The sequence below is a fragment of the Actinoplanes sp. L3-i22 genome, from assembly GCF_019704555.1.
Lineage (GTDB): Bacteria > Actinomycetota > Actinomycetes > Mycobacteriales > Micromonosporaceae > Actinoplanes.
The window spans coordinates 9,591,341-9,603,669 of the sequence record NZ_AP024745.1; the positions used below are offsets into that span (position 1 = coordinate 9,591,341).

At 71.7% G+C, this 12,329-nt stretch carries 13 protein-coding genes; 4 read left to right on the plus strand and 9 right to left on the minus strand.

Annotated features, from left to right (window positions below; all coding sequences use genetic code 11):
• The first annotated feature begins 28 nt into the window (after positions 1–28).
• The gene (locus tag L3i22_RS42565; RefSeq protein WP_221323110.1) at positions 29–679 is read left to right on the plus strand and encodes a hypothetical protein; all 651 of its coding nucleotides are present in this window, start codon (positions 29–31) and stop codon (positions 677–679) included.
• Between the two features lie 26 nt (positions 680–705).
• Complete coding sequence (locus tag L3i22_RS42570) at positions 706–1,263, plus strand: permease-like cell division protein FtsX (protein WP_221323111.1); 558 nt, start codon at positions 706–708, stop codon at positions 1,261–1,263.
• A 42-nt stretch (positions 1,264–1,305) separates the two neighbouring features.
• On the opposite strand, the gene L3i22_RS42575 is transcribed toward L3i22_RS42570, so the two are convergent.
• From L3i22_RS42575 to L3i22_RS42595, 5 genes are all read right to left on the minus strand, one after another.
• Entirely contained in the window at positions 1,306–2,073 is a 768-nt protein-coding gene (locus L3i22_RS42575; protein WP_221323112.1) for a pseudouridine synthase, read from the minus strand.
• Positions 2,042–3,034: an SMC-Scp complex subunit ScpB gene (gene scpB, locus L3i22_RS42580; RefSeq protein ID WP_221323113.1), complete on the minus strand. Its 993-nt coding sequence runs from the start codon at positions 3,032–3,034 to the stop codon at positions 2,042–2,044. The genes L3i22_RS42575 and scpB overlap by 32 nt, the downstream gene beginning before the upstream one ends.
• Positions 3,031–4,113 (minus strand): ScpA family protein, encoded by a 1,083-nt coding sequence (locus L3i22_RS42585; RefSeq protein ID WP_221323114.1) that lies wholly within the window; start codon positions 4,111–4,113, stop codon positions 3,031–3,033. The genes scpB and L3i22_RS42585 overlap by 4 nt, the downstream gene beginning before the upstream one ends.
• 132 nt (positions 4,114–4,245) lie before the next feature.
• Positions 4,246–5,223, minus strand: coding sequence for an adhesin (locus tag L3i22_RS42590; protein ID WP_221323115.1), 978 nt, complete (start codon positions 5,221–5,223; stop codon positions 4,246–4,248).
• A 32-nt stretch (positions 5,224–5,255) separates the two neighbouring features.
• Positions 5,256–6,443 carry a hypothetical protein gene (locus L3i22_RS42595; RefSeq protein ID WP_221323116.1) on the minus strand — a complete coding sequence of 396 codons (1,188 nt, stop codon included), beginning with the start codon at positions 6,441–6,443 and terminating at the stop codon, positions 5,256–5,258.
• A 120-nt stretch (positions 6,444–6,563) separates the two neighbouring features.
• Between L3i22_RS42595 and L3i22_RS42600 the strand changes: the two genes are divergently transcribed.
• Together L3i22_RS42600 and L3i22_RS42605 are read left to right on the plus strand one after the other, a co-directional pair.
• A complete protein-coding gene (locus L3i22_RS42600) occupies positions 6,564–7,586 on the plus strand; it encodes a GlxA family transcriptional regulator (protein ID WP_221323117.1) in 1,023 nt (340 codons plus the stop codon).
• A 26-nt stretch (positions 7,587–7,612) separates the two neighbouring features.
• Positions 7,613–8,314: a DJ-1/PfpI family protein gene (locus tag L3i22_RS42605; protein WP_221323118.1), complete on the plus strand. Its 702-nt coding sequence runs from the start codon at positions 7,613–7,615 to the stop codon at positions 8,312–8,314.
• Positions 8,315–8,461: 147 nt separating this feature from the next.
• On the opposite strand, the gene L3i22_RS42610 is transcribed toward L3i22_RS42605, so the two are convergent.
• The 4 genes from L3i22_RS42610 to ald all read right to left on the minus strand — a co-directional run bounded on the left by L3i22_RS42610 (position 8,462) and on the right by ald (position 12,224).
• Complete coding sequence (locus tag L3i22_RS42610) at positions 8,462–9,133, minus strand: hypothetical protein (protein ID WP_221323119.1); 672 nt, start codon at positions 9,131–9,133, stop codon at positions 8,462–8,464.
• A gap of 12 nt (positions 9,134–9,145) precedes the next feature.
• Complete coding sequence (locus L3i22_RS42615; protein ID WP_221323120.1) at positions 9,146–10,078, minus strand: ParA family protein; 933 nt, start codon at positions 10,076–10,078, stop codon at positions 9,146–9,148.
• 113 nt (positions 10,079–10,191) lie between these two features.
• Positions 10,192–11,112: a site-specific tyrosine recombinase XerD gene (locus L3i22_RS42620; RefSeq protein WP_221330418.1), complete on the minus strand. Its 921-nt coding sequence runs from the start codon at positions 11,110–11,112 to the stop codon at positions 10,192–10,194.
• Positions 11,109–12,224 carry an alanine dehydrogenase gene (gene ald / locus L3i22_RS42625; RefSeq protein WP_221323121.1) on the minus strand — a complete coding sequence of 372 codons (1,116 nt, stop codon included), beginning with the start codon at positions 12,222–12,224 and terminating at the stop codon, positions 11,109–11,111. The genes L3i22_RS42620 and ald overlap by 4 nt, the downstream gene beginning before the upstream one ends.
• Between the last annotated feature and the right edge of the window lie 105 nt (positions 12,225–12,329).

The following is a 12,329-nucleotide window of genomic DNA, read 5'->3' on the forward strand; positions in this document are numbered from 1 at the left end:
GCTCGACCTGCACACCCCGCTGGACGAGGTGCCCGCCCTGCCGAACGCCGAGATCCTCGAGCATCCGGCCTCGACCTGGGCGGACTACCGCCGCTTTCCCCGGCTGCGGCACCTGCGGCTGCACCTGAGCGGGGCCGGCGACTTCCGGCTGGGCGGCCCGCCGCTCACCGAGCTGCGCAGCCTGAAGATCACCGGGTTGCCCGGCCGGCCGTGGGGTCAGGCCGCGCTGCCGCCGAACGCCGAGGAGCTCGATCTCCACGGCGCCGGGGAGCTGTGGCTGGCGGACACGTGGCCGGCCGGGCTCCGGCGGCTGACCCTGTGGGGCGACGTGGTCGCCGGGCCCGCGCGCCTGCCCGCCCGCCTCGACTCGCTGGCCCTGCACGGCGGCGACCACAGCGCACTGCTGGCCGGGGTACGGGAGCTGGGCTCACTGACGATGCGCGGAACCCCGGTCACCGACGAGGTGCTGCCGGCGCTCGGCCGTTTCGCGCTGACCCATCTCGACGTGGTCGGCACCCGGATCACGCCGGCGGCCCTGGCCCGGTTCCGGGCGGCGCACCCCGCCGTCGGCGTCCTGCCCCGGGTGCCGGGGACGACGCCGGAGTTCACCGACCCGGCTTACGCGGAGGCGGCGATAGAGCTGCGGGAAAAACGCCGGGCGGAAGATACCCACGAGTAGCCACGGACCGGTAATGTTCCGCGATCGTGAGTGACAATTCCCCGGAGACGCCTGAGCCCGCCGAAACGCAGCCCGAGCCGGTCGAGAAGCCGGTCTCCTCGCGGTTCGCGGTGGAGAAGCCCGCGCCGAAGCCGAAGTCGCGGCGGCTGTCGCTGGTGGTGGCCGTCGTGGTCGCGCTGCTGGTCGGGGCCGGTGTCGCGGCCGGTGGGCTCTACCAGTCCGGCTGGCGGCGGATCCCCGAGGAGAAATACACCATGGTGGTGATCCTCAAGGACGGCACCACCCAGCCGCAGAAGGACGCGATCCAGAAGGTGCTGGAGACGCTGCCCGGCCACAGCGCGGTCCGCCTGGTCGGCAAGGCCGACGCGTTCGCCGAGGCGAAGGTCGCGTACGCGTCGAATCCGGAGGCGCTGGCCGGCCTCAAGGAGGAGAACATGCCGGAGTCGTTCCGGCTGACCGTCGTTGAGCGCAGCTTCGACTGCACGCCGCTCAAGCCGCTCGGCGGGAACCCGGTGATCTCGAAGATGTCGGTGGTCAAGCCCTACGGCAGCGCGAGCGACCCGGGCGCCGACATCCTCTGCTGACGACGACCGGCGGGCCCGGGGTGGGCCCGCCGACCAGGCACGTCAGACCTCGACCTCGTCGCCGACCGCCTTGAACAGGGCCGCGACCTCGGCGTTGGCCAGGTGCCGGAAACCGCCGGGGCGCAGGTCGCCGAGGCGGATCGGGCCCACCGACGTACGGATCAGGCGGGTCACCGGGTGGCCGACCTCGTCCATCATCCGCCGGACGATGTGCTTGCGGCCCTCGTGCAGGGTGATCTCCACCTGCGCGGTCTTGCCGATCGCGTCGACCAGGCGGAACGAGTCCACCTTCGCCGGGCCGTCGTCGAGCATGACGCCGCTCTGCAGGGCGCGGCCGACCGTGCGGGGCAGCGGCCCGACCACCTCGGCCAGGTACGTCTTGCTGACCCCGAACGACGGGTGCATCAGCTTGTGCGCGAGCGTGCCGTCGTTGGTGAGCAGCAGCAGCCCCTCCGAGTCGGCGTCGAGCCGGCCCACGTGGAACAGCCGCTGCTCGAAGTTGACCTGCAGGAAGTCGGCGAGCTCGGAGCGGCCCTTCTCGTCGTCGAGGCTGGAGACGACGCCGCGCGGCTTGTTCAGCGCGACGTAGACCAGCTTGGTGTTGGTGATCACCCGCGCCCCGTCGACGTAGATCTCCGCGGTGGCCGGGTCGACCTTGTCGCCGAGCTTGGCGACCCGGCCGTTGACCGTGACGCGCCGCTTGAAGATCAGGTCTTCACAGGCGCGCCGGGATCCAACACCGGCCGAGGCCAGGACTTTCTGAAGGCGTTCGGCGGTGTCAGCCTGAGGCATCGAGCACTTCTTCCACATCGTCGGGCAGGAATGGAGCGAGGGGCGGCAACTGATCGACCGAGTTCAGGCCGAGCTTCTCCAGGAACAGAGCGGTGGTCCGGTACAGATATGCCCCGGTTTCCGGCTCGGTGCCGACTTCTTCGATCAGGCCACGAGTGACCAGCGTACGCATGACACCGTCACAGTTCACACCGCGGATGGCCGAGATACGCGACCTGGTTACCGGCTGCTTGTAGGCGACCACGGCGAGTGTCTCCAGGGCAGCCTGGGTGAGCCGGGTGGACTGTCCGTCGAGAACGAACCGTTCGACGTACGTCGCGTACTCCGGCCGGGTGTACAACCGCCAGCCGCCGGCCGCCCGGCGCAGGTCGAAGCCGTGCCCGGCGGCGGTGTAGCGCGCCGAGATGTCGTCCAGCGCCCGGGCGACGCGCTCGACCGGCTGCTCCAGGACCTCGGCGAGCTTCAGCTCGTTGGTCGGCTCGTCGACCACGAGCAGGATCGCTTCCAGGGCGGCGGCCAACTCAGGACCATCCAGAACCTTCTCTTCGGTACGGCCGTCGTCCTCGCCACCGCGTGGGCCCGTGGCCTGGGCCGGGATCTCGGCCGCGACCGGCGTGATCTCGGCGACAGGCTCACTCGCCAGCCGCGCGGCGGTGTCGTGGAAGCCGGCCAGGTAGCCGGTGACCTCGGCCTCGGGACGCGCGGGCTCGTCCACCGGCGCGGGCTCGTCGGGCGCGTCCTCGGCGGGCGCTTCCTCGGCGGCCTCCTCGATCGAGTCGGGCAGCGGCACCTCCGGCTCCGGCTCGTCGTCCGCCGGCAACTCCTGCGGGGCGTCGACAGCCTCCGGCACGGTCTCCTCGGCCGCCGTCTCCTCGGCCTCCTCCTGGAAGTCGCGGTCCAGTTCGTCGCGGTTGCGCTCCCACGGCGGCACCCACGCGCCCATCTGCGCGGCCAGGGAATCCTGACGCTCGTCGCTCACTGCTGCTTCTCCTCCAGGGCCGCCTCGTCGCCCTCGTCAAGATCGTCATCCAGTACGGCCGAGTCAAGCTCGCCCGCAGGCGTTTCGTCCGAACCGGTACCGATATCGGGGTCGTCGTCGGATCCGGTGCCCTCCGGACGGTCCGACCTACCGGTGATCTTCTCCGGGTCGCCCTCGTAGTCGTCGACGGACAGCTCGGCCTCCTGGTCACCGCCGATCCAGCGAACGGTCAGCTCGTCCAGCGACACCGGCTGCTCGAAGTCGATCAGGTCCTGCCGGTACAGCTCGAGCAGCGCGAGGAACCGGGCCACCACCTCGAGCAGGCTGTCACAGTCGGCCACCAGCAGGCTGAACGTGGCCACCCCGATCCGCCGCAGCCGGTCCCGCAGCATCTCCGCGTGCTCGCGGACGCTGACCCGCACCTGGTGGATGTGCGCGATCGAGACCTGCGGCGGGCCGGGTTTCGGGGTGAACTGCTTGAGCGCCAGCTTGAACAGCCGGGCCGGGCCGATGCCGAGCACCAGCTCGGGCAGCGCCTCCGCGTACTGCGCCTCCAGGGTGACCATTCGCGGCCAGCGACGCGCGCCGATCCCCTCCAGCTCGGAGAGGTGCGCGGCGGCCTCCTTGTACGCCTTGTACTGCAACAGCCGGGCGAAGAGCAGGTCCCGCGCCTCCAGCAGCGCCAGGTCCTCCTCGTCCTCCACCTCGGCCGACGGCAGCAGCCGGGCCGCCTTCAGGTCCAGCAACGTGGCCGCGACCAGCAGGAACTCGCTGGTCTCGTCGAGGTCCCAGTCGTCGCCCATGGCCCGGATGTACGAGATGAACTCGTCGGTCACCACGTGCAGCGCGACCTCGGTGACGTCCAGCTTGTGCTTGCCGATCAGCTGCAGCAGCAGGTCGAACGGGCCCTCGAAGTTGTGCAGCTTGACCGTGAACTTTCCGGAATCCGCCTCCGCCACGGCGACCGCCGCCGCATCATCGGAGGCGGCGGACAGCGTGTCGGGCGCCGGATCGGGCGGCAGCTCGTCGGCAGACACCGGCTGGGCAGGCTCTTCAAGCACGTGCCGACCGTAGACCATGGCTGTGTCAACGCGCTCCGGGCTCACGCCCTACCAACGTCACAAGTGACGCACGGAAACGCTGTTCCGGCAGATGAACGGGGTAAAGCAGGCGGGCCGCCGCGCAGGTCGCGCGACGGCCCGGAGCGGTTCTCAACTGATCGGCGGGTCGGCGCCCTCGGACGGCGCCGGATGCGGCCGCGGCTTGTGCACCTCGACCGGAGCCGGCGTCGGCGTCGGCGCCGCGTAAGGATCAGGACCCGGCGCCGGCGGCGCCACATAAACGGGCGGGGCAGACGCCGGGGCCGCGGCGGGATGCGGCGGGTAGGCCGATTCGGCCCGGGCGCGCAGGTCCCGCACCGGCACCTCGGCGCCGAACGCCGGCCCGGGCGCCACCATCACCCCCTGCGCCGCCACCTCAGCCCCCTCCCGGACCGCGGCGTGCACGGCCTCCCGCAGTGCCCGGGCCCGCTCGGCCCGCAGCATCCGCTCGACCGGCCCGGTGCGCCCGGACATCCCGCCGACCAGGTCCCGCAGGAAGCGCCCGAGCAGCGCCGCCCCGCGCCGGCTCCGGGACATGGTCCAGCCCAGGTAGAGGCTGCTGCCGTACGGAAAGAGGGAAATGAAGATCTGGCAGTGGTGATCCGTGATCACCAAGCGGTTGTTGAGCACCTCCGGGGGCAGCAGGTCACTGCGCACCCGGACCGCGTCGGCCGCCACCGGGATCCCCCGCCGGCGCAGCGTCGCGTAGATCGCCGCGTACGCCGAGTCCGCGCTCTGCCACCGCTCCTCGATCAGCGTCCGCCACTCGCCGAGCGGCTCGTCGACCCGGGCCGAGAGCAGCACCAGCCAGAAGACGATGAAGCTGAGCAGCGACCCGATCGCGAGCACCTCGTCCCCGGGCGTGCTGTCGCCGAACGCGTTCGGCTCGGACACCGCGAAGACGAACAGCGCCAGGAACGCGAACGCCGCCCAGATGATCAGCGCCGGGACGGCCGCCGACAGCCAGAGCCGGAGCAGGGTTCCGGCCGGAACCGAGTCGTCCGGCCCGGTCTCTGCCCGGGTGTGCCGCAGGCCCTGCATCCGGTACGCGACATCGCCGTTGCCGGGGCCGAGAGCGGACATGGTCATGAGTCCTCACTTCCCAATCGATTCGGGGCGGGTCAGATCAGGGACACCTGAATCCCGGTCGGCGTCGCCTGCGCGGTGCCGTTGAGCCGGAACGCGGTGTCGCCGCTCTGCGCCTTCTTCGCCCCGCTGAAGTCGGTGTAGGTGGCGCTCCAATGCACCTTCCCGGTGCCGTCGTCGACCAGCTGCACCGCGGCGCCGCCGAACCACATGATGCTGTCGGTCCGGACGTCGACCTGCGGATACGTGGCGACCGACCAGGTCACGGCGACGTTCGTGCCGGGCACGCCGAGGCCGAACGGACACCCGCCCGGCTGCGCCAGCGGGCTCCGGGCGCACGTGTCCAGGGCGGTCCGCACCTGCCCCCGGATGTTCTCCCTGGCGCCGCCGGCCAGCTCCGGCACACCGAACCGCAGCGGCGCCACGTAGTCGACGACGCCGTTGGCCTGCGCGACCGCGGTCGCCCGGCTCTCCGCCAGCAGGGTGTTGCCGGCCGCGACCGCCTCGTAGGAGCCGGGGAACGCCACGGTGACCCGCTCGGCGGTGCCCAGGCCGATCCCGTTCACGGTGACCGCGCGCCCGCGCTGGCCGTCGACGCCGAGCACCACGAACGGCAGCCGCAGCCGCCACTCGCCGCTCTCCTCGACCGCCACCAGCTCCTGCGCGACGGTCTGGCCGCCGGCCCGGTAGACCACCCGGACCGAGCGGGCCGCGGTGCCGAACTGGCCGCCGGCCGCCATGTCGTCACCCACCTCGACGTCCCGCGGGCGGACCCGGTCGGCGTCCAGGGCCGCGTCGCTGAGCAGCGGATACTGCCCGGTGTCGAGCTGGCTGCCGGAGGCGACCCAGCGCAGCGCGGCCGGGGCGTCACCGTCGGCGAGCGCGTCGAAATACCGCTCGGCGGCCCCGCGCGGGCTGTCCCCCGGCCGCGCGGCCACCATCGTCACCAGGCCGCCCACCGTCAGCAGAACACCGACAAGACCAAAAACCAGAAGACCTTTGCGCCGTACGGCGGAAGCCCCCGCCCCGAGGCCCGGAACCGCCCCCGGATCCGGCGGCCCGGACGCGACCTCCACCAGCGGCGCGGACGCTGGCTCCGTCGGCGGCACAGACGTGGCCGGCACCGGCGGGCCGGCGGTGACCACCGGCGCGGCGCAGTAGCCGCACCACCGCTGGTCGCCCGGCACGTCTCCCCCACAGCGGAAGCAGAGCGTCTTCTCCATATCCGCATCTCCCGGGACGATCACCGTAAGTCACCGGAACGCTACCCGAATCCCCCGTTACCGGTCAGCCGGTTCGACATCGGTCAGCCGTGCGAGCAGCCGCTTCCTAGACTGGCCGGCATGACCGAGCGGGTGTTCGTCGTCGTCGCCTACGACGGGGCGGAGCTGCTCGACATCGCCTGCGTCACGTCGGCGCTGGACATCGCGAACCGGATCGGCGCCGACCCGCCGTACCGGACCGTCCTGGCCACGCTCGGGCGGCGGCCGATCGCCTGCGACTCCGGGCTGCGGCTGGAGGCCGGCGCCGAGCTCGAACGGGTCAACGAGCGGCTGGACACGCTGCTGGTCACCGGCGGGAACGGGCACGAGCGGGCGGCGGCCAGCCGGCACCTGATCGGGCACGTGCGGCGGCTAGCCCCGCTGGCCCGCCGGGTCGCGTCGGTCTGCACCGGCTCGACCGTGCTGGCCGAGGCCGGGCTGCTCGACGGGCGCCGCGCCACCACCCACTGGAGATACGCGGCCACGCTGGCCGGCCGCTACCCCGAGGTGCTCGTCGACGCGGAGCCGGTGTGGATCCGGGACGGTCACGTGACCACCTCCGGGGGCGTGACCAGCGCGCTCGACCTGGCGCTCGCGTTCATCGAGGAGGACAACGGGCCGGCGGTCTCCCGCGGGGTGGCCCTGGGCACGGTCGCCTACCTGCAGCGGCCCGGCGGGCAGGCGCAGATCAGCATGTTCCTGGCCCGGCGCGGGGCCGACGACTTCGTGGTGCGCCGGGCCACCGACCACATCGCCGGGCACCTCACCGACGACCTGACCACGGGTGCGCTGGCCCACCGGTTCGGGGTCAGCGAGCGGCACCTGGCCCGGCTGTTCCATACGTATGTGCAGCTCACGCCCGCTCAGTACGTGCGCCGGGCGCGCACCGAGGCGGCCGCGCACCTGCTCACCGCGACCCCGCTGCCGCTGTCCGCGGTCGCCCGGCGCTGCGGTTTCGGCTCGACGGAGTCGCTGCGGCAGGCCTTCCAGGACCGCTACGACATGCCCCCGTCGCGGTACCGGTCCGCGCGCGGCGCCGATCCCAGGGATCCGGCACGGCTGCCCACGATTCCGGACCCGTCGGCGGCCGGGAGCGGCGGCTGAGCGCCGGCCCGGCCAGCATCGGCGGTATGCAGATCGCCATCGTGCTCTATCCCGGCATGACCGCCCTGGACGCCATCGGCCCGTACGAGATCCTGCGCTTCCTGCCGGACGCCGAGCTCCGCTTCGTCGGCGCGGAGCCGGGACCGCTGATGACCGACAGCAACGTGCTGGTCCTCGGCGTCACCCACAGCTTCGACGAGACGCCGAGCCCGGATCTGGTGCTGGTCCCCGGCTCCGGGCCGAACACCGCCACCGCGATGGCCGACCGGCAGCTGATCGCCTGGCTGCAGCGGGTGCACCCGACCACCACCTGGACCACCTCGGTCTGCTCCGGCGCGCTGATCCTGGCCGCGGCCGGCCTGCTCGACGGCAAGCCGGCGACCACGCACTGGCTGGCACAGGGCGCGCTCAAGGCGTTCGGCGCCGAGGCCCGCCGCGACGAGCGGATCGTCCGGGCCGGCCGGATCGTCACGGCCGCCGGTGTCTCCGCCGGGCTGGACCTGGCGCTGTGGCTGACCGGCGAGATCGCCGGGCGCGACCACGCCGAGACCATCCAGCTCTACATCGAGTACGACCCGCGGCCGCCGTTCGACGCCGGCCACCCCACGAAGGCCCGTAGGGAGATCTTCGACCGCGCCGACAAGCTGGGCCGCGCCATCTCGATGTCCCCCGGCGAGTTCAAGGCCGTCGCCACGGTCGCCTGGCGCCGACTCCTCCAAAAGCAGTGATCTTGGAACCGCAACCACCCGCGGACGTCGCCCTTTCGGCCTGAGCGTTCAGGGCGCGCCAGCGCCCTGCTCAGGTCGGAAGGGTCCCCGCGGGAGCGACGATCAGTTATTGGCCGCAGCGTAGGCAAAAAAGATCTTGAAGTTGGGTTATCCCCAGATGCGGAGGAAGAAGTTGCCCAGGATATCCAGGATCAGCAGAATGCCCGGATAGCCGGTGGGGAACAGGCTGAAGACCAGCAGGAGCACGACGCCGATGTTCTTGTCCTCGAACCAGAGGCGCATCCACTGCATGCCCGGGCCGGGCTTGCGCAGCGCGTTGTACATGATCCCGAAGCCGTCCAGCGGCGGGATCGGCACCAGCGCGAGCAGGCCGAACGCCAGCAGGCCGACGCCGAACGGCAGCAGGATCTCGGCGATCACCGAGCCGCTGACGCCGTGCAGCACCATGCCGACGGTCAGGTACTGGAAGACGCTCGCGTCCGGCGTCGACAGCGCGAACGCCGCGACCAGCAGTTCGCCGGCGAGGATGCAGGCGACCGGGCCGGCGGCGAAGACCGCGGCGGCCCGGCCCCGGCCGCGCCAGCGCTGGACGTCGTCGACGGTGAGGGTCTTGCCCCAGCCCATCCCGCCGAGCGCGGCGCCGACCGCCCCGAACGGGTCGATGTCGTGGCGCAGGCTGGGCGCGAGGGGCTCGTTGCGTTCGGCCAGGCCGACGACGCGCGCGGTGAAACGGATGGCGACCGCGCGCAGCATCACACCGGACAGGAAGGAGACGACCAGCGCGACGAACGCGACCGGCGTCCCGAGCGCGAACAGCACCGGGGTGGCGACCTAACCTCGTTCTGCCTTGGCGGCGATGACCTCACGTGCGAGCTGACGGTAGTTCCGGGCGCCCGAGGACGCCGGGTCCAGCGTAGTGATCGGCGCGCCCGCGACGGTCGACTCCGGGAACTTCACCGTCTTCGTGATGACCGTCTGGTACACCTTGTCGCCGAACGCCTCGACGACCCGCTGCAGCACCTGGCGGCAGTGCGTGGTGCGGGAGTCGTACATCGTCGCCAGGATGCCCTCGAGCTCCAGGTCGAAGTTCAGCCGCTCGCGGACCTTGTCGATCGTGTCGAGCAGCAGGGCCACGCCGCGCAGCGAGAAGAACTCGCACTCCAGCGGGATCAGCACGGCGTTCGCGATGGTCAGCGCGTTGATCGCCAGCAGGCCCAGGGAGGGCTGGCAGTCGATCAGGATGAAGTCGTACTCCTTGCGGACCGAGCGCAGCGCGCGGGCCAGCGCCATCTCCCGCGCCACCTCGTTGACCAGCTGGATCTCGGCCGCGGAGAGGTCGATGTTGGCCGGCAGCAGGTGCAGGCCGTCGATGTCGGTCTTGATGATGACGTCCTCGGTGGAGACGTCGTCCTGCATCAGCAGGTTGTAGACGCTCAGGTCGAGGTTGTGCGGGTTCACGCCGAGGCCGACCGAGCAGGCGCCCTGCGGGTCGAAGTCGACGAGGAGCACCTTCCGCCCGTACTCCGCCAGGGCCGCGCCGAGGTTGATCGTGGTGGTCGTCTTGCCGACGCCACCCTTCTGGTTCGCGAGCGCGATGATCCGCGCCGGGCCGTGCCGATCGGTCGGCATGGGCTCGGGGATCGGGCGGCGCATCGTGTACGCCGTGGGGTCGGCCGGACCCAGGTCGGCGCCGAGGTCGAGGGAGCTCTGCTGGTCACGGAGGACGGCAGTCCACGCCTCCGCACGCTGGCCGTGCCCTGACATCGCCCTCGCCCCCTATCCGACTCGAAGTCGGAACCGAAGCCCGACTGTACGCCACCCACGCCGCACCATCGGGGTCAGCCGTTCGGCGTGTCGCACCTATGGATGCGTACCTTCTAACGAGCGCGTGGGTGAGAAGTCGCGTAGACCTCGCGCAGGCGCTCGACGGTCACCAGGGTATACACCTGCGTCGTGGTGACCGAGGCGTGTCCCAGCAGTTCCTGCACCACGCGCACATCGGCGCCACCGTCGAGCAGATGCGTGGCGTAGGAGTGACGCAGCGTGTGCGGGCTGACCGCGTGCGGGCCGTCCACCGGGAGACCGGCCGCCCCGGCACACCGGTGCAGCACGGTCCACGCGCTCTGCCGGGACAGCCGGCCGCCGCGGGCGTTCAGGAAGATCGCCGGGGTGCCGCGACCGTTTTCGGACAGGGCCGGCCGGGCCCGGACGAGGTAGGTCTGCAGCGCGGTCCGGGCGTAGCCGCCGACCGGGACCAGCCGGGTCCGCCCGCCCTTGCCGCGCAGCAGCGCCGAGCTCTCCTCGGGCGAACCCAGCTCGAGGTCGTCGATGTCGGCGCCGACCGCCTCGGAGATCCGCGCCCCGGTGCCGTAGAGGAACTCCAGCAGCGCCCGGTCGCGCAGCCCCAGCGGCGTGTCCGCGGCCGGCACCGCGAGCAGCCGGTCGACCTGGTCCACGTCGAGCGCCTTGGGCAGCCGCTTCGGCGGGGTCGGCGGGCGCACGTCCGCGGACACGTCGTGCGGGACCAGCCGCTCGCGGACCGCGAACCGGTGCAGGCCGCGCACCGCGCTGATCGCCCGGGCCGCGGACGACGAGGCCAGGCCGCCGTCCCGCAGCGACGCGAGGTGCCCGGTCACGTCGGCCGGCCGCACCTGGGCCAGGTCGTCGATCCCGGCCGCGGTCAGTTGCTCAGCGTAACGATCAAGATCACGACGGTACGACGCGAGCGTGTTGCGGGACAGCCCGCGCTCCACCCCCAGATGATCGAGGTACGCGTTTATCGCCCGATCGAGTGTCAGTTGAGCACCTCCGTCAGCGGTGTCACCGGCATACCGTGCGCCTCTCCCACCGGCCCGTAGACCACCTGGCCGTCGTGCGTGTTCAACCCGGCGGCCAGCGCCCGGTCGTGGCGCAGCGCGGCCCGCCAGCCCCGGTTGGCCAGTTCCAGAGCGTACGGGAGAGTCACGTTGGTGAGCGCGTAGGTGCTGGTGTGCGGCACCGCCCCGGGCATGTTCGCGACGCAGTAGAACATCGATCCGTGCACCCGGTAGGTCGGGTCGTCGTGCGTCGTCGGGCGGGACGCCTCGAAGCAGCCGCCCTGGTCGATCGAGATGTCGACCAGCACGCTGCCCGGCTTCATCCGCTCGACCAGGTCGTTCGAGATCAGCATCGGCGCCTTCGCCCCGGGCACCAGGACCGCCCCGACCACCAGGTCCGCGTCGAGCACGGCGCGTTCGATCTCGTACGCGTTGGAGGCGATCGTCTGCAGGTGGCCGCGGTAGTCCGCGTCGGCGGCGCGCAGCCGGGCGATGTTGCGGTCCAGCAGCATCACCTCGGCCTGCATGCCGAGCGCGATGGCGGCCGCGTTCATCCCGGAGACGCCGGCCCCGATCACCACCACCTTGGCCGCGTAGACTCCCGGCACCCCGCCCATCAGCACGCCGCGCCCGCCGCCCTGGCGCATCAGCTGGTACGCCCCGACCTGCGGCGCGAGCCGGCCGGCCACCTCGGACATCGGCGCGAGCAGCGGCAGCGAGCGGTCCGGCAGCTCGACCGTCTCGTACGCGATCCCGGTGATCCGCCGGTCGACGAGCGCGTCGGTGCACTCCTTGGACGCCGCCAGGTGCAGGTAGGTGAAGAGCACCTGACCCTCGCGCATCCGGTGGTACTCGCTGGCCACCGGCTCCTTGACCTTGAGGATCAGGTCGCCCTCGGCCCACACGGCGTCACCGTCGGGCACGATCGTCGCCCCCGCGTCCCGGAAGTCCGTGTCGGTGATCGACGAGCCCATGCCGGCGGCGCTCTGCACGAACACCTCGTGCCCGGCGCGGGCGAACTCGAAGACCCCGGCCGGGGTGATCGCGACCCGGAACTCGTTGTTCTTGACCTCGCTGGGAATCCCGACCTTCACATCATTCTCCCTGCGTCACCGCGACGTTGCGCTGCGCGATATGTCCTTATCCGCCGCAGACTACCCCGGTTCATACGCACTGATCCCCATGTCCTCAACAGGACG

Excerpts from the sequence above, each read along its gene's own strand:
- L3i22_RS42590 (WP_221323115.1), bottom strand. The coding sequence starts at position 5,223 with ATGACCATGTCCGCTCTCGGCCCCGGCAACGGCGATGTCGCGTACCGG.
- L3i22_RS42595 (WP_221323116.1), bottom strand. The coding sequence starts at position 6,443 with ATGGAGAAGACGCTCTGCTTCCGCTGTGGGGGAGACGTGCCGGGCGAC.
- L3i22_RS42600 (WP_221323117.1), top strand. The coding sequence starts at position 6,564 with ATGACCGAGCGGGTGTTCGTCGTCGTCGCCTACGACGGGGCGGAGCTG.
- L3i22_RS42585 (WP_221323114.1), bottom strand. The coding sequence starts at position 4,113 with ATGGTCTACGGTCGGCACGTGCTTGAAGAGCCTGCCCAGCCGGTGTCT.
- L3i22_RS42615 (WP_221323120.1), bottom strand. The coding sequence starts at position 10,078 with ATGTCAGGGCACGGCCAGCGTGCGGAGGCGTGGACTGCCGTCCTCCGT.
- L3i22_RS42605 (WP_221323118.1), top strand. The coding sequence starts at position 7,613 with ATGCAGATCGCCATCGTGCTCTATCCCGGCATGACCGCCCTGGACGCC.
- L3i22_RS42575 (WP_221323112.1), bottom strand. The coding sequence starts at position 2,073 with ATGTGGAAGAAGTGCTCGATGCCTCAGGCTGACACCGCCGAACGCCTT.